The organism is Segatella copri (genome assembly GCF_009494395.1).
Classification (GTDB): Bacteria; Bacteroidota; Bacteroidia; order Bacteroidales; family Bacteroidaceae; genus Prevotella.
Window position 1 is genome coordinate 24,373 of record NZ_VZCB01000094.1, and the last position, 17,726, is coordinate 42,098.

Annotated in this window: 13 protein-coding genes and 5 tRNA genes; all 18 read left to right on the forward strand. The window is 44.3% G+C overall.

The annotated features are described in order from the left end of the window. Positions 1-37 precede the first annotated feature (37 nt). The 18 genes from F7D73_RS12790 (at position 38) to F7D73_RS12875 (ending at position 17,605) form a co-directional block, all read left to right on the forward strand. A tRNA-Thr gene (locus tag F7D73_RS12790) sits at positions 38-111 on the forward strand. A gap of 16 nt (positions 112-127) precedes the next feature. Then, a tRNA-Tyr gene (locus F7D73_RS12795) sits at positions 128-209 on the forward strand. Between the two features lie 13 nt (positions 210-222). Beyond that, positions 223-295: transfer RNA gene (locus F7D73_RS12800), tRNA-Gly, on the forward strand. Positions 296-309: 14 nt separating this feature from the next. Continuing rightward, positions 310-381, forward strand: a tRNA-Thr gene (locus tag F7D73_RS12805). Between the two features lie 69 nt (positions 382-450). After that, positions 451-1,647 carry an elongation factor Tu gene (gene tuf, locus F7D73_RS12810; protein ID WP_153125272.1) on the forward strand — a complete coding sequence of 399 codons (1,197 nt, stop codon included), beginning with the start codon at positions 451-453 and terminating at the stop codon, positions 1,645-1,647. A 58-nt stretch (positions 1,648-1,705) separates the two neighbouring features. Then, a tRNA-Trp gene (locus F7D73_RS12815) sits at positions 1,706-1,778 on the forward strand. A gap of 16 nt (positions 1,779-1,794) precedes the next feature. Then, positions 1,795-1,983: a preprotein translocase subunit SecE gene (gene secE, locus F7D73_RS12820; protein WP_006848848.1), complete on the forward strand. Its 189-nt coding sequence runs from the start codon at positions 1,795-1,797 to the stop codon at positions 1,981-1,983. A gap of 12 nt (positions 1,984-1,995) precedes the next feature. After that, entirely contained in the window at positions 1,996-2,538 is a 543-nt protein-coding gene (gene nusG / locus F7D73_RS12825) for a transcription termination/antitermination protein NusG (protein ID WP_153125275.1), read from the forward strand. 61 nt (positions 2,539-2,599) lie between these two features. Next, the gene (gene rplK / locus F7D73_RS12830; protein ID WP_153125277.1) at positions 2,600-3,040 is read left to right on the forward strand and encodes a 50S ribosomal protein L11; all 441 of its coding nucleotides are present in this window, start codon (positions 2,600-2,602) and stop codon (positions 3,038-3,040) included. A gap of 21 nt (positions 3,041-3,061) precedes the next feature. Next, on the forward strand, positions 3,062-3,754 hold the full coding sequence (gene rplA / locus F7D73_RS12835; RefSeq protein WP_153125279.1) for a 50S ribosomal protein L1: 693 nt from the start codon (positions 3,062-3,064) through the stop codon (positions 3,752-3,754). Between the two features lie 18 nt (positions 3,755-3,772). Beyond that, positions 3,773-4,291, forward strand: coding sequence for a 50S ribosomal protein L10 (rplJ, locus tag F7D73_RS12840; protein ID WP_153125281.1), 519 nt, complete (start codon positions 3,773-3,775; stop codon positions 4,289-4,291). Positions 4,292-4,346: 55 nt separating this feature from the next. Further along, entirely contained in the window at positions 4,347-4,724 is a 378-nt protein-coding gene (gene rplL / locus F7D73_RS12845; RefSeq protein ID WP_089543935.1) for a 50S ribosomal protein L7/L12, read from the forward strand. Between the two features lie 111 nt (positions 4,725-4,835). Further along, on the forward strand, positions 4,836-8,648 hold the full coding sequence (gene rpoB, locus F7D73_RS12850; protein ID WP_153125283.1) for a DNA-directed RNA polymerase subunit beta: 3,813 nt from the start codon (positions 4,836-4,838) through the stop codon (positions 8,646-8,648). Between the two features lie 31 nt (positions 8,649-8,679). Then, complete coding sequence (rpoC, locus tag F7D73_RS12855; RefSeq protein ID WP_153125285.1) at positions 8,680-13,011, forward strand: DNA-directed RNA polymerase subunit beta'; 4,332 nt, start codon at positions 8,680-8,682, stop codon at positions 13,009-13,011. A gap of 311 nt (positions 13,012-13,322) precedes the next feature. Beyond that, complete coding sequence (locus F7D73_RS12860) at positions 13,323-13,838, forward strand: sigma-70 family RNA polymerase sigma factor (RefSeq protein ID WP_153125287.1); 516 nt, start codon at positions 13,323-13,325, stop codon at positions 13,836-13,838. Next, complete coding sequence (locus F7D73_RS12865) at positions 13,831-14,472, forward strand: DUF4974 domain-containing protein (protein ID WP_153125289.1); 642 nt, start codon at positions 13,831-13,833, stop codon at positions 14,470-14,472. Before F7D73_RS12860 ends, F7D73_RS12865 begins: the two co-directional genes overlap by 8 nt. A 68-nt stretch (positions 14,473-14,540) precedes the next feature. After that, positions 14,541-17,087 (forward strand): TonB-dependent receptor family protein, encoded by a 2,547-nt coding sequence (locus F7D73_RS12870; protein ID WP_194256921.1) that lies wholly within the window; start codon positions 14,541-14,543, stop codon positions 17,085-17,087. Between the two features lie 191 nt (positions 17,088-17,278). Beyond that, positions 17,279-17,605 carry a DUF3467 domain-containing protein gene (locus F7D73_RS12875; RefSeq protein WP_153125293.1) on the forward strand — a complete coding sequence of 109 codons (327 nt, stop codon included), beginning with the start codon at positions 17,279-17,281 and terminating at the stop codon, positions 17,603-17,605. Positions 17,606-17,726 lie beyond the last annotated feature (121 nt).

A 17,726-nucleotide genomic window follows, 5' to 3' on the forward strand; every position in this document is an offset into this window, starting at 1 on the left:
AGGTCGAAAACTTAGCCGTATTGCGGCTGTAAAGATTGCCTCTTTAGCTCAGTTGGCCAGAGCACGTGATTTGTAATCTCGGGGTCGTTGGTTCGAATCCGACAAGAGGCTCGAAAAGAAAGTCTATGGGTAGTTACCAGAGTGGCCAAATGGGGCAGACTGTAAATCTGCTGGCTATGCCTTCGGTGGTTCGAATCCATCACTACCCACTTTCTTTGATAAGCGGAAATAGCTCAGTTGATAGAGCACTAGCCTTCCAAGCTGGGGGTCGCGGGTTTGAGCCCCGTTTTCCGCTCAATTTATTAACTTGCTGTAATAGCTCAGTGGTAGAGCACTTCCTTGGTAAGGAAGAGGTCCTGAGTTCAACTCTCAGTTACAGCTCTATCGTTCTAGATGCTTTAGGATGGTAGAGGAACAGATTATTCATTTATATAAATAAAAAGAAAAGCTATGGCTAAAGAAGAATTCGTGCGTACCAAACCGCATGTTAACATTGGTACAATTGGTCATGTTGACCATGGTAAGACTACTCTGACCGCTGCTATCTCTAAGGTATTGAATGAGAAGCTCGGTACATCTGAGGCAGTTAAGTCATTCGATCAGATTGATAATGCTCCTGAGGAGAAAGAGCGTGGTATCACTATCAACTCTGCTCACATCGAGTATGAGACAGCAAAGCGTCACTATGCACACGTTGACTGTCCTGGACACGCTGACTATGTAAAGAACATGGTTACTGGTGCTGCTCAGATGGATGGTGCTATCTTGGTAGTTGCTGCTACTGACGGTCCTATGCCACAGACACGTGAGCACGTACTTCTTGCACGTCAGGTAAACGTACCTCGCTTGGTTGTTTTCTTGAATAAGTGCGATATGGTTGAAGATGAGGAGATGCTCGAACTCGTTGAAATGGAAGTTCATGAGATCCTCGAGCAGTATGGTTACGAAGAGGATACTCCTATCATCCGTGGTTCTGCTCTCGGTGCTTTGAATGGTGTTGAGAAGTGGGTTAAGTCTGTTGAGACTTTGATGGATACCGTTGACGAGTGGATTCAGGAGCCTGAGCGTGAGGTTGATAAGCCATTCTTGATGCCTATCGAGGATGTATTCTCAATCACAGGTCGTGGTACTGTTGCTACAGGTCGTATCGAGACTGGTCGTTGCAAGGTTGGTGACGAAGTTCAGTTGCTCGGTCTCGGTGAGGATAAGAAGTCTGTTATCACTGGTGTTGAGATGTTCCGTAAGGTTCTCGCTGAAGGTGAGGCAGGTGATAACGTAGGTTTGCTCCTCCGTGGTATTGATAAGGCAGAGGTTAAGCGTGGTATGGTAGTTGTACACCCAGGTGCTATTACTCCTCACGATCACTTCAAGGCTTCTATCTATGTATTGAAGAAGGAAGAGGGTGGTCGTCATACACCATTCGGTAACAAGTATCGTCCTCAGTTCTATCTCCGTACTATGGATTGTACAGGTGAAATCAAGCTTCCAGAGGGAGTTGAGATGGTAATGCCTGGTGATAACGTAGAGATCGAGGTAGAATTGATCTACAAGGTTGCTTTGAACGAGGGTCTTCGTTTCGCTATCCGCGAGGGTGGTCGTACAGTAGGTTCTGGTCAGATCACAGCAATTCTTGACGACATTAAGTAATTAGAATACTCTATTTACTAAATAAAGGCTCCCGCTTCTGCGGAAGTGGGAGCTACTTACGGGTTTAGCTCAGTTGGTAGAGCACTGGTCTCCAAAACCAGGTGTCGAGGGTTCGAGCCCTTCAACCCGTGCAAAATAGAAGATAATATGAATAAAATAGTAAATTATTGCAAGGCATGTTACGATGAACTTGCGCATAAGACTACTTGGCCATCACGTGCCGAACTTACTCATAGTGCAATGGTTGTATTATCTGCTTCCCTAGTCATTGCATTGGTGGTGTTCGCGATGGACTCTATATTCAAAGCCTTTATGGGTGTTGTTTATCCAGGTTAATTTTTAAAGGAAATGGCAGACGCAGGAAATAAATGGTATGTGCTCAAGGCCGTAAGCGGTAAGGAGGCTAAGGTGAAAGAATACATCGAAGCTGAGATGAAGCACAATGACTTACTTGCAGCAAATGTTTCTCAGGTGCTTATACCAGTTGAGAAGCATGCGGCTGTGCGTAATGGTAAGAGAGTTGTTAAAGAAAAAGTATCTCTTCCAGGTTATGTTTTTGTGGAGGCTAAACTGAAGGGTGATGTTGCGCATACACTGCGTTTCATGCCTAACGTTCTAGGTTTCCTTGGAGGATTGGATGAGCCTACACCTGTCCCACAGAGAGATATCAATCGAATGTTGGGAGCAGCAGAAGAGACTGAGTTTGAGGAGAATCTTGATTGTCCTTATCTCGTTAATGATACTGTTAAGGTAATGGAAGGTCCATTCAGTGGATTCAGTGGTGTTATCGAAGAGGTTAACTTGGAGAAACACAAGCTGAAGGTAACGGTTAAGATCTTCGGACGTAAAACTCCGTTGGAATTAGGTTTTATGCAAGTAGAAAAGGAATAGGATTCTGTTACGAGAATTTTAGATCCTTTTATAAGTTTCAATTTTAAATATTAACAAGAAAATGGCTAAAGAAGTTGCTGGATTAATCAAATTACAGATTAAAGGTGGCGCTGCAAATCCTTCACCTCCAGTAGGACCTGCTCTGGGTTCTAAAGGTATTAATATCATGGGATTCTGCAAGGAGTTCAACGCCCGTACCCAGGACAAAGCAGGTAAGGTATTGCCAGTTGTTATTACATACTACACTGACAAGTCGTTCGATTTCGTTATCAAGACTCCTCCTGCTGCAGTACAGTTGAAAGAGGCTGCAAAGATTAAGAGTGGTTCTGCTCAGCCTAATCGTCAGAAGGTTGCTTCTCTTACTTGGGATCAGTTAAAGGTAATCGCTGAGGATAAGATGAAGGACTTGAACTGCTTTACTGTAGAGTCAGCTATGAAGCTCATCGCTGGTACTGCAAGAAGTATGGGTATTACTGTAAAGGGAGACTTCCCTGGTAAATAATTTAAAACTTCAATTAGAAAAATGAGTAAACTGACAAAAAATCAAAAATCAGTAGCTGATAAGGTTGAAGCAGGGAAGATGTACACTTTGAAAGAGGCTGCAGAGTTGGTTAAGGAAATTACCACAACCAAGTTTGATGCATCTCTTGATATTGATGTACGTTTAGGTGTTGATCCACGTAAGGCTAACCAGATGGTTCGTGGCGTTGTTTCATTGCCAAACGGTACCGGTAAGGTTACTCGCGTGCTCGCTCTCTGTACTCCTGATCAGGAAGCTGCTGCTAAGGAAGCAGGCGCTGACTACGTAGGTCTCGACGAATATGTTGAGAAGATTAAGGGTGGTTGGACAGATATTGATGTCATCATCACAATGCCATCTTGCATGGGTAAGATTGGTCCTTTGGGTCGTGTTCTCGGTCCTCGTGGATTGATGCCAAACCCTAAGAGTGGCACTGTAACTATGGATGTTGCTAAGGCAGTTAAGGAAGTTAAGCAAGGTAAGATTGACTTTAAGGTTGATAAGGCTGGTATTATCCACACTTCAATCGGTAAGGCTAGTATGACCTCAGAGCAGATCTACGGAAATGCTAAGGAGTTCATCAATACAGTTATCAAGTTGAAGCCTGCTGCTGCTAAAGGTACATATATCAAGAGTATCTTTATTTCTAGCACTATGAGTAAGGGTATCAAGATTGATCCTAAATCAGTTGAATAACTCTAAAAGTTTTGTAAAATGAAGAAAGAAGTTAAAGATACTATCATCACCAAACTTGGACAGTTGCTTCAGGAATTCCCTCACTTCTATCTTGTAGATGTTACAGGATTGGATGCAGAGAAGACAAGCAATCTTCGTCGCAAGTGTTTCAAGAGTGAGATTAAGATGGTTGTTGTTAAGAATACCTTGCTTCACAAGGCATTTGAGGCATCAGACATCGATTTCTCTGAGCTTTATGGCAGCTTGAAGGGTACTACAGCAGTTATGTTCACTAACGTAGCTAATGTACCAGCTAAGTTGTTGAAGGAATACGAGAAGGAAGGCATCCCAGCATTGAAGGCTGCTTATGCAGAGGAAGGTGTTTATGTTGGTGCAGACAAGCTCGCAGAACTTTCAGCAATCAAGAGCAAGAGCGAGGTTATCGCAGAGATTGTTGCTTTGCTCCAGTCTCCAGCAAAGAACGTTGTTTCTGCTCTTCAATCAGGAAGCAACACTATTCACGGTGTGCTTAAGACATTGGGCGAGCGTCCTGAGTAATCAATCACAATGTTATCAATTTTAATAGTATAAACAAATAAAAATTTAGAATAAAATGGCAGATATTAAAGCTATTGCAGAAGAGTTAGTAAATCTTACTGTTAAGGAAGTTAATGAGTTGGCAACAGTCCTCAAGGACGAGTATGGAATTGAGCCTGCTGCTGCAGCTGTAGCTGTAGCTGCTGGTCCTGCTGCTGGTGGTGCAGCTGCAGCTGAGGAGAAGTCTTCATTCGACGTAGTTCTCGCTGAGGTTGGTGGCGCTAAGCTCCAGGTAGTAAAGGCTGTTAAGGAGGCTTGTGGTCTCGGTTTGAAAGAGGCTAAGGATCTCGTAGACGGTGCTCCTTCTACAATCAAGGAGGGTGTATCTAAGGACGAGGCTGAGAACCTTAAGAAGGCTATCGAAGAGGCTGGTGCTAAGGTAGAGCTCAAGTAATTAGATTAATTACATCTCTTACATAATGGTTAGGATTCTCCTAGTAGGCGAGTCCTAACCTTTTTGTGTCTTTTATTATCATGTTAATAAAACCCCATTTAATAACTTCTAATGGCTACAAAAATTGTTGATAACAGAGTAAATTTTGCCAGCGTCCATAATCCGTACCCATATCCGGATTTTCTCGATGTGCAGTTAAAGTCTTTTAAGGACTTCTTACAGTTGGATACTCCGCCTGAGGAACGCAAGAATGACGGTTTGTATAAGGTGTTCTCTGAGAATTTCCCTATCACCGATACTCGTAATAATTTCGTTCTTGAGTTCTTGGATTACTATATTGACCCTCCTCGTTATTCTATCGATGAGTGCTTGGAGCGCGGTCTTACATATAGCGTACCTTTGAAGGCTAAGATGAAACTGTATTGTACTGATCCTGACCATGAGGATTTCGGTACTTTCATTCAAGATGTATTCTTGGGTACTATCCCTTACATGACTTCTAACGGTACATTCGTCATCAATGGTGCTGAGCGTGTTGTTGTTTCTCAGTTGCACCGTTCACCTGGTGTGTTCTTTGGACAGGGTGTTCATGCAAATGGTACTCTTCTCTATTCTGCCCGTATCATTCCTTTCAAGGGTAGCTGGATTGAGTTTGCTACTGACATCAATAATGTGATGTATGCTTACATCGACCGTAAGAAGAAGTTGCCTGTTACTACCTTGCTTCGTGCTATCGGCTATGAGCAGGATAAGGATATTCTTCAGATTTTCGACCTTGCTGAGGAGGTTAAGGTTAACAAGAAGAATATGAAGGCTGCTATCGGTCGCAAGCTTGCTGCACGTGTCCTGAAGAGTTGGAATGAGGACTTCGTTGATGAGGATACTGGTGAAGTTGTATCTATCGAACGTAACGAGGTTATCATGGAACGTGAAACCGAGTTGACTGTCGATAACATCGAGGAGATTGTTGAGAGTGGTGCTTCTACTGTTCTTCTTCACAAGGATGAAGAGGCTGCTAACAAGTTTACCATCATCTTCAATACATTGGCAAAGGACCCAAGTAACTCTGAAAAGGAGGCTGTCAACTACATTTATCGTCAGTTGCGTAATGCTGATCCTGCTGATGATGCCAGTGCACGCGAAGTATTCCAGAACTTGTTCTTCTCAGATAAGCGTTATGATTTGGGTGAGGTAGGTCGCTACCGTATTAATAAGAAGTTGGGTCTCGATACAGATATGGATGTCCGCGTTTTGACTAAGGACGATATCATCGAGATTATCAAATATTTGATTCAGCTCATCAACTCAAGTGCTACAGTTGATGATATCGACCACTTGTCTAACCGTCGTGTTCGTACCGTTGGCGAGCAGCTGGCTAACCAGTTCTCTATCGGTTTGGCACGTATGAGCCGTACAATCCGTGAGCGTATGAACGTTCGTGACAATGAGGTGTTTACACCAACAGATTTGATCAATGCCAAGACCATCTCTAGTGTTATCAACTCATTCTTCGGTACAAACCCATTGTCACAGTTCATGGACCAGACCAACCCATTGGCTGAGGTAACTCACAAGCGTCGTCTTTCTGCCCTCGGTCCTGGTGGTTTGTCTCGTGAGCGTGCAGGTTTCGAGGTTCGTGACGTACACTATACTCACTATGGTCGTCTTTGTCCTATTGAGAGTCCTGAAGGTCCAAACATCGGTTTGATTTCTTCTCTCTGTATGTATGCAAAGATCAATGACCTTGGCTTTATCGTTACTCCTTACCGTAAGGTTAACGACAGCAAGGTGGACATGGATAATGCTGATGTCGTATTCTTGACCGCTGAGGATGAAGAGGCTAAGATTATTGGTCAGGGTAATGCTCCTTTGACAGAAGAAGGTGAATTTATCCGTGACGTTGTTAAGTGCCGTCAGGATGCTGATTACCCAGTTGTTCCTCCTGCAGACGTTGATTATGTTGACGTGTCACCTCAGCAGATTGCTTCTGTATCAGCAGGTTTGATTCCATTCTTGGAGCATGATGACGGTCACCGTGCGTTGATGGGATGTAACATGATGCGCCAGGCTGTTCCATTGCTTCACAATGATGCACCTATCGTAGGTACTGGTCTTGAGAAGCAGGTTTGTGAAGATTCACGTACTATGGTTACTGCAGAAGGCGAGGGTGTTATCGAATATGTAGATGCTACAACCATCCGTATTCTTTACGATCGTACAGAGGATGATGAGTTCGTAAGCTTCGAGCCTGCTTTGAAGGAGTATCGTATTCCTAAGTTCCGTCGTACCAACCAGAATATGACCATCGACTTGCGTCCTATCTGCAATAAGGGTCAACGTGTAAAGGCTGGCGATATCCTGACTGAGGGTTATGCTACAGAAAATGGTGAGTTGGCTTTGGGTCGTAACTTGCTCGTTGCTTATATCCCTTGGAAGGGTTATAACTATGAGGATGCCGTCGTTATCTCTGAGCGCATGGTTCGCGATGACGTGTTGACTTCTGTTCACGTAGACGAGTATTCTCTTGATGTTCGTGAGACTAAGCGTGGTGTAGAGGAATTTACTTCCGATATTCCAAACGTAAGCGAAGAAGCTACAAAGGACCTCGATGATAATGGTATCGTTCGCGTAGGTGCTAGAATTGAGCCAGGCGATATCATGATTGGTAAGATTTCACCAAAGGGTGAGAGCGATCCTTCACCAGAAGAGAAGTTGCTCCGTGCTATCTTCGGTGACAAGGCTGGTGATGTGAAGGATTCTTCATTGAAGGCTAATCCATCTTTGAGTGGTGTTGTTATTGACAAGAAGTTGTTCTCACGTGCAGTGAAGACTCGTGAATCCAAGAAGCAGGATAAGATTATACTTGCAAAGATTGATGAGGAGTACGAGGCAAAGGGAGACGACTTGAAGGATATTCTCGTTGATAAGTTGCTCACTCTGACAGAGGGAAAGACTTCTGAGGGCGTCAAGGATTATACAGGTGCTGAAATCATTACCAAGGGTAGCAAGTTCACTGCTACTGCCTTGAAGAACCTGGAGTATGATGGCGTTCAGTCTAATGGTTGGACAGATGATGACCATACCAATGGTTTGATCCAGCGTTTGATCATGAACTATATCCGCAAGTACAAGCAGCTTGATGCTGAGTTGAAGCGTCGCAAGTTTGCTATTACTATCGGTGATGAGCTTCCATCAGGAATTCTTCAGATGGCTAAGGTTTACATCGCTAAGAAGCGTAAGATTCAGGTAGGTGATAAGCTTGCTGGTCGTCACGGTAATAAGGGTATCGTTTCTAAGGTAGTTCGTCTTGAGGATATGCCATTCATGGCAGACGGTCGTCCTGTTGATATGGTATTGAACCCATTGGGTGTGCCTTCTCGAATGAACCTTGGTCAGATCTTTGAGTGTATCCTCGGTGCTGCAGGTAAGAAGTTGGGTGTTAAGTTCGCGACTCCTATCTTTGACGGTGCTAAGCTGGAAGACCTTTCTGAATGGACAGATAAGGCTGGTTTGCCTCGCTTCTGTTCTACTTACCTCTATGATGGTGAGACAGGTGAGCAGTTCGACCAGCCAGCTACAGTTGGTATGACTTACTTCTTGAAGTTGGGTCACATGGTTGAGGATAAGATGCACGCACGTTCCATCGGTCCTTACTCTCTGATTACTCAGCAGCCACTTGGTGGTAAGGCACAGTTTGGTGGTCAGCGATTCGGAGAGATGGAGGTTTGGGCCATCGAGGCATTCGGTGCCAGCCACGTATTGCAGGAGATTCTGACTATCAAGTCAGATGACGTTGTAGGACGTAGCAAGGCATACGAGGCAATTGTGAAGGGTGATCCAATGCCAACACCTGGCATTCCAGAGTCACTCAACGTATTGCTCCATGAGCTTCGCGGCCTTGGCTTGAGCATCAAACTGGATTAATTTTGAGAACCCCTAATTAAGATATAGAAACATGGCTTTCAAAAAAGATACAAAGGTAAAGAATAATTTTACGAAGATTACCATCGGTCTCGCTTCTCCTGAGGAGATCCTGGAAAATTCGTATGGTGAGGTTACTAAGCCTGAAACCATTAATTATCGAACATACAAGCCGGAGCGTGATGGTCTCTTCTGCGAGCGCATTTTTGGTCCTACCAAGGACTATGAGTGCGCCTGCGGTAAGTACAAGCGCATCCGCTACAAGGGAATCGTCTGCGACCGATGCGGTGTAGAGGTTACTGAGAAGAAGGTTCGTCGTGAGCGTTCTGGTCACATTGAACTCGTTGTTCCTGTAGCTCACATCTGGTATTTCCGTTCTCTTCCTAACAAGATTGGTTACCTCCTCGGTATGCCAACCAAGAAGCTTGATGCTGTTATCTACTACGAGAAGTATGTAGTTATCCAGCCTGGTGTGATGGAAGGTAAGACAGATGCTGATGGATTGGAAGTAAACGGTTCTCATAAGCTCGATCTCCTGACAGAAGATGAGTATATCGACATTATCGACAACCAGATCAGCGAGGAAAATGATCGTTTGGATGATTCAGATCCTAACAAGTTCATTGCCAAGATGGGTGCAGAGGCTATCTATGAGCTTCTTCAGAATGTAGACCTCGACAATCTGTCATACGAACTTCGTGACCGAGCTAACAACGACTCTAGCCAGCAGCGTAAGACTGAGGCTTTGAAGCGTCTTCAGGTAGTAGAGGGTTTCCGTGCCAGCAAGGGTATTAACAAGCCTGAATGGATGATCATGAAGATTATTCCTGTTACTCCTCCAGAGCTTCGCCCATTGGTACCGCTGGACGGTGGTCGTTTCGCTACATCAGACTTGAACGACCTCTATCGTCGTGTTATCATCCGTAACAACCGTTTGAAGAGATTGGTTGAAATCAAGGCTCCTGAAGTGATTCTCCGAAACGAGAAGCGTATGTTGCAGGAGGCTGTTGACAGTTTGTTCGACAACTCTCGCAAGAGTTCTGCTGTCAAGAGTGAGAGCAATCGTCCATTGAAGTCTCTCTCTGACTCTTTGAAGGGTAAGCAGGGTCGTTTCCGTCAGAACTTGTTGGGTAAGCGTGTAGACTATTCTGCTCGTTCGGTAATCGTTGTAGGTCCTGAGTTGAAGATGGGTGAGTGTGGTCTTCCTAAGTTGATGGCTGCAGAGCTTTACAAACCATTTATCATCCGCAAGTTGATTGAGCGTGGTATTGTCAAGACTGTTAAGAGTGCCAAGAAGATTGTTGACCGTCGCGAGCCTGTTATCTGGGATATCCTCGAGAACGTGATGAAGGGTCATCCGGTTATGTTGAACCGTGCCCCTACACTTCACCGTCTCGGTATTCAGGCTTTCCAGCCTAAGATGATTGAGGGTAAGGCTATCCAGTTGCACCCATTGGCATGTACAGCGTTCAACGCCGACTTCGATGGTGACCAGATGGCTGTTCACCTTCCATTGAGCAATGAGGCTATCTTGGAGACTCAGATTCTGATGCTCCAGAGCCATAACATTCTGAACCCTGCTAATGGTGCACCTATCACCGTTCCTTCTCAGGATATGGTGCTTGGTCTCTACTATATTACAAAGATTCGTCCAGGTGCAAAGGGCGAGGGATTGACATTCTACGGTCCTGAGGAGGCTTTGATTGCCCGTAACGAGGGTCGTTGTGATCTCCACGCTTTGGTAAAGGTTGTCGTTGACGACTTGGTTGACGGTAAGATTCAGAAGCGTATGGTTGAGACTTCTGTAGGTCGTGTTATCGTGAATGGTATCATCCCTGATGAGGTAGGATTCTTCAACGATGTCATCTCCAAGAAGACTCTCCGTGGCTTGATTTCTAGTGTAATCAAGGCTGTAGGTATGGCTGAGGCATGTGAATTCCTCGATGGTATTAAGAACTTGGGTTATCGTATGGCATACGTTGCAGGTTTGTCATTTAACCTTGGTGATATCATTATCCCACCAGAGAAGGAGGCTATCGTTGAGCGTGGTCGCAAGGAGGTTGAGGAAATCACCAACAACTATAATATGGGTTTCATCACCAACAAGGAGCGTTACAACCAGGTTATCGATGCATGGACTCACGTAAATACTGACTTGGGTAACATCTTGATGAAGGAGATGACTGAAGCTGACCAGGGATTCAACGCTGTATACATGATGCTTGATTCCGGAGCCCGTGGTTCTAAGGATCAGATTAAGCAGTTGTCAGGTATGCGTGGTTTGATGGCTAAGCCTCAGAAGGCTGGTGCAGAGGGTGCGCAGATCATTGAGAACCCTATCCTTTCTAACTTTAAGGAGGGTATGTCAGTGTTGGAGTACTTTATCGCTTCTCACGGTGCCCGTAAGGGTCTTGCGGATACCGCTATGAAGACTGCTGATGCTGGTTACCTGACTCGTCGTCTTGTTGACGTTTCTCATGACGTCATCATCACTGAGGAGGATTGTGGTACATTGCGCGGTCTGGTATGTACAGCATTGAAGAATGGTGATGAGATTATTTCTTCACTCTATGAGCGTATCCTGGGTCGTGTATCAGTTCATGACATTATCCACCCAACTACAGGTGAGTTGATAGTTAAGGCAGGTGAGGAAATTACTGAGCCAAAGGCTAAGGCAATCGATGAGTCTCCTATCGAGAGCGTTGAGATTCGTTCCGTACTTACCTGTGAGAGCAAGAAGGGTGTCTGCATGAAGTGTTACGGTCGTAACTTGGCTACAGCCCGCATGGTTCAGCTTGGTGAGGCTGTCGGTGTCATCGCAGCTCAGGCTATTGGTGAGCCTGGTACTCAGCTTACTCTCCGTACATTCCACGCCGGTGGTATTGCGTCTAACGCTGCTGCCAATGCTAAGATTGCTGCGAAGAACAAGTCTCGTATCGAGTTTGATGAGTTGAGCACTGTTCCTTTCATCGAGGAAGATGAGGAAGGAAATGATATCAAGTGCGAGAAGGTAGTAAGCCACTTGGCCGAAATCCGTTTCGTTGATCCAAATACAAACATCATCCTTGCTACATTAAATGTTCCTTACGGTTCTTCTCTGTATCATAAGGAAGGTGAAGTTGTTGAAAAGGATACTGTGATTGCCCGTTGGGACCCATTCAACGCCGTTATCGTCAGCCAGTATGCCGGTACATTGAAGTTCAATGACGTTCAGAAGGATCAGACCTACCGTGCCGAGGTCGATGAGACCACTGGTTTGGAGGAGAAGATCATCACTGATTCAAAGAATAAGGCGATGGTTCCTTCTTGTGATGTTATCGATGCTAATGGTGAGGTAGTTGGTACATACAACTTCCCTGTAGGTGGTCACCTCATTGTTGAGGATGGTCAGACTATCAAGACCGGTGAGGTGTTGGTTAAGATTCCTCGTGCGGTTGGTGGTGCTGGTGATATCACCGGTGGTCTTCCACGTGTTACCGAGCTTCTCGAGGCTCGTAACCCATCTAATCCTGCTGTCGTATCAGAAATCGATGGTGAGGTAACCATGGGTAAGGTAAAGCGTGGTAACCGTGAGATCATCGTAACATCTAAGACTGGTGATCAGAAGAAGTATCTCGTATCTCTCTCTAAGCAGATCCTGGTACAGGAGCATGATGCTGTACGTGCTGGTACTCCTCTTTCTGATGGTAGTGTAACTCCTGGCGATATCCTCGCCATCATGGGTCCTACTGCTGTTCAGGAGTATATCGTTAACCAGATTCAGGACGTTTACCGTCTCCAGGGTGTGGCTATCAACGATAAGCACTTCGAGGTTGTGGTACGTCAGATGATGCGTAAGGTTCGTATCGACGATCCAGGTGATACAACATTCCTGGAGCAGGAGTTGGTTGACAAGCTCGACTTCGCAGAGGAAAATGATCGTATCTGGGGTAAGAAGGTTGTTGCCGATGCCGGCGACAGCACCGAACTTAAGCCTGGTCAGATTATCACAGCACGCAGATTGCGTGACGAAAACTCTGCCTTGAAGCGTCGTGACAAGAAACTTGTACAGGTTCGTGATGCCGTAGCTGCTACTTCTACTCAGATTCTTCAGGGTATTACCCGTGCAGCTCTCGGTACAAAGAGCTTCATGAGTGCTGCTTCCTTCCAGGAAACTACTAAGGTCTTGAACGAGGCTGCTATCCGTGGTAAGGTTGATTACCTTGAGGGTATGAAGGAGAATGTAATCTGCGGTCACTTGATTCCTGCAGGTACTGGTCTCCGTCAGTGGGAGAAGCTCATCGTCGGCTCTAAGGAAGAGTACGAGCGTATGCAAGCTAATAGAAAGAATGTACTCGACTATGCAGATACTCCTATCGTGGACTAATCAGTAGGGTAGAGTCACATATATAATAAGGAGGGTGTGTCATAAGATTATGATGCACCCTCTTTTTCTTTTGTATGCTATTGATATATTGTTGGAAAAGACAGCTAAAGTTTTTGGGAAAGCTAGTATCTCTGGTCGCACAACAGCTGTTGTGCGCTTGCATATCAGCTGATGTGCGCTTGCATGACAGGTGATGTGCATGCGGCGGTCAACCGTTATGCGCTAACTTTTTTATATTTTTTCTTCTTCATGGGTTGGGAATTTTGTACCTTGATGTGTTCTTGGGATAAACAATACAGATAAAAATAGAAATGGAAAAGATAGAACAACTTTTTCGCCAGCATTATTCAAAGATGTTTCTCGTTTCGAGGATGATTCTAGGAGATGAAGAGACCGCAAGGGATGTGGTGAGCGATATTTTTGCAGATTTGCTCAGTGGAAAGCTTCGCCTTCCACCTAAAAGTACGGAAGGTTACTTTGTCGTTCTTACTCGAAACCGATGTTTGAATTATCTCAGAAAGATGACCCTTCACGAAAAGGTCAAGGCTGGTCTTAAGGTGGACCATACGGTAGATATCGTGCATGATGAAAACCGAATCATTCGCGAGATAGACCATGAGATGAGCAAGGCAGATCAGATGCTTCGTTTTGTAGATGAAGAATTGACGCTCCAAACCCGCCGCGTGGTCAATATGCATTATCGCCAGAAACTCACTTATCGTGAAATCTCAGAAGAGTTAGGTATCAGTGAGGCTGCCGTCTATAAGCATCTTGCTCAAGGTATCAAACGAATAAAAGAACATTTTAATCCCAAGAACAATGGATAAGTTAACACAAGTAATCGACATGATTGAGCACCCAGAGCATTATTCTGAGTCTCAGATGAAAGAGATTCTCCAAGATGAGGAGTCTCGCCAGACCTATCTCACGATGATGGAGATGCGTATGGCTTTTGATAAAGAAGCGACAGAGAAAGATTTGGATGTAGATAAGGAATGGCAATTGTTTACTGAACAGCATCCGGTAGTGAAGTCCCGTTTTGATTGGCGCAAACTCGCTGCTTCCTTTATAGGTGTATGTTTGCTGTCTGGCATCGCCTTTGCTGCCATTCATACATTCAGTTCGCATCGTCAGGTAGAAGAAACATCGGCAGGGGATACGTCTCAGGTAAAAGTAGTATCCAGTCCAAATACTGCTGCTGTCAGTGATAAAGCTACGTCATCTGATGTCAAGAAGGAAATTGTGCATAAGACTTTCGACAATGTTTCCTTAGAAACGATGCTCGGAGAAATGGCAGAGTATTATGGAGTGAATATTGTGTTCCAGAACCAGGAAGCCAAGCAGCTTCGTTTCTATTATGAATGGAACAGCGAGAACAGTCTGCAGAGTGTAGTGGATGAGTTGAATCATTCACAGCAGATAATTCTCTCTTTGGACAATGAGCAACTTGTTGTAGAATAACCCTGTCGCAGACAGGTCTGTTTGCAAGTTGGCTTATTTGTAATATGTATCAAATCAATATAAAAATTATGAAGAAATATATGTTCGCTTTCCTGATGTGTCTGTTGGTACAGGCATCGTTTGGACAGCGCATCTCTAGAAGCTATAACAACCGTTCCATGTCTGAAGTCCTGAAGGATTTAGACAAGGCAACCCGTCGATATAAAATCAGTTTTATCTATAATGAACTGGAAGATTTCACCGTCACTACCTCTTTCCGTAATCTCGATTTGCAGGAAGCTTTGGGACGGGTCTTTGGATTCTATCCGATGAAGGCTACGATAGAGGATAGCTTGATATTCGTGGAATGTACCCAAAAGGAACCTACCAAAATGATGGGACGGGTGATAGATGAACGTCATCGACCAGTGGAGTTTGCTAATGTGGCTTTACTCAATCCCAGGGATTCTTCCTTTCTCACAGGTGGTGTGACCAATGCCAGCGGCAATTTCGTGATACCTTGTGGCATGAAGAAGGTTCTCGCCAAAGTAAGTTGTGTGGGTTATTACACCTTATATAATATATATAATGTGGGAAAAGTCGGAAATGTGGTGTTGAAGGAGAGTACCATGCATATCAATGGTGTTACGGTGAAGGCGAAATTGCCTTCTTTCAAGATGGGACGTGAAGGAATGCTCATAGACATACAGCATTCTGATTTGTCAAAAGTAGGAGATGCCGTTGATGTACTCCGACAATTACCTCGCATCAATGTAAGTAGTACCGATGTCATCAGCGTTTATGGCAAGGGTACACCTATTATATATATCAACAATAAGCAGGTGAGAGATTCCAGGGAATTGCAGCGCCTGAAGTCTGATGCCATCAAGAATGTGGAAATCATTACTTCGCCTGGTGCAAGATATGATGCCACGGTTAGCTCTGTCATACGTATCCGAACCGTCAAGAAGCAGGGCGAAGGGGTGAGTGGATCCTTGAATTCCATGGTATGGTATAATGGATATCTGGGAGGGTCAGAACAGCTTAGTCTCAATTATCAGAGTGAAAAGCTCAACTTGTTTGGGTCTCTTTGGGGATATACAAGAGGGCATAAGGAGGCTACTTCGCTAATTCAGCATATTGAAGGAACGAAGAATGTTACCGTAAACCAGTATGATCCCTTATCCTATCGCAATACAATGGGAGAAGTAAACTTTGGTTTCAATTATGACCTCAATGATGAAAACTCTATCGGTGCTTCTTATGATTTAGAATGCGAACCCTATGCGAAAGGGCATGTTGATGGACAGCAGGAAATATTCAATGAGGGACAACCTGTGGATATCATCAAACAGAAAGCATTGGTCGATGATATAGGTGGTCCTACCCATGAGTTGAATGCTTACTATGTGGGAAAGGTCAATAAACTGGGAATAGACTTTAATGGAACCTGTCTCTGGCAAAAAACTGGGCGGGATATGTTGGAAACAGAAGAGGCTACCGTATTGGAAAATCGGGAAATCCATACTGCGAGTCGCCGCCATAATCAGTTGCTTGCAGGCAAACTGGTTCTTTCTTATCCCATAGCCAAGGGGCAGTTGGAGTTAGGAAGCGAAGTGAGCCATACCCACAGTAGCGGAGAATATAGCAATGCGGAAGGTGTTGTGGCGGATGCTTCTACCGATATGAAGGAAGATAATTTGGCGGGATTTCTTGCCTTTTCATATCCTTTAGGCTCGTTTTCAATGGATGCAGGATTGAGATACGAGTATGTGTCTGCCAAGTATTATTCTTTCGGTAAGTATGAAGAAGAGCCTAGCAGGAATTATAGCAATTGGTTTCCCAACCTGACCCTGTCATGGAATAAGGAACCATGGGCGGCATCTCTGGCGTATACCTGCAAGACAAAGCGTCCTTCTTATAGTTCCTTGCGCAATGAGGTGCAGTATGATAATCGCTATATGTATGAAGGTGGCGATCCTTATCTTCGTCCTACCATTGCTCATGATGTTTCATTGGATGTGATGTGCAACTGGATTTCGTTTGGTGTGGAGTATCTTTATGAGGACAATCCCATCATCTGGTATGTTACCCTTTATAATCATCAGGATATAGCCTTCTTGAGAAATGTGAACTTTTCCAGCAAGCAGACGATGACAGCGTATGTCATAGCTGCTCCCAAGTTCGATTGGTATCAGCCTATATGGCAAGTCTTCTTTCAGAAGCCTTTTTTTGATGCGGAAAAATATGGTGCCCCTCGTGGTTTGTCGAAGCCTGCCTTGGGTATTACATGGAACAACAAGTTTAAGTTGAGTTCTACTTGGACTTCATGGGTGACCCTTCATGCCAATACTACATCCTATAATGCCTTCCGCCGGTATCGCTCTGGTTATTTTGCCTCTATGCGAATGGTTAAGACATTCTTTGATGAAGCCTTGACTGTTAATTTCTATGCTGATGATATCTTCAGAAGTCAGAAAGACCAATGGACCATGTATGGCGACCATGCAACCTTGACGAAGGATAGTTATAATAGTGCCCGTGAAATTGGTGTCAGGGTGGTCTATAAATTCAATTCCGGTCATAGAAAGTATAAGGGCTCAGGTGCTGGTAATGCAGAGAAGAGCCGTTTTTGATAGACCGGTTCTTCAGATAAAAAAGAATTTATATTTCAAAAGTCCTTTCATACTACGCTTGTGTCTTTGAAGCGTTTTAGTGTGAAAGGACTTTTAACACAAAATAATTGGCAGATTATTCGTTTTTTCCAGATATTATGTGTAAATTTGCATCATAAATTAAAGTTTAACCCTATTAACTTAATAAAATTATGGAAGAAAATAAGAATAAGGAACAGCAGAATCAGTTCCAGATGGGTATCAGCCCAGAAGTAGCAGAAGGTACATATTCAAACTTGGCATTGATTACCCATTCTAGCTCAGATTTCATTTTGGATTTTGCTTGTGCACTCCCGGGAATGCCGGCACCTCAGATCAAGAGCCGTGTCATCATGGCACCAGAGCACGCTAAGCGTTTGCTTCAGGCCTTGCAGAGTAATGTATATAATTATGAGCAGACTTTTGGTAAGATTAAGATGGCTGAAGAGCAGCAGGATCGTACTATCGCTCCATTCGGCACACCAAAAGGTGAGGCTTAATCCATAAACATACATACTAAGACTAAATTTCCTGCTAAATTCCACTTTTTCTTTATAAGTTTTGTTTTTAATAGTTATATAAAGTTAAAATTTAGTGTCCTTTTTCAAAAGTTACCTATAA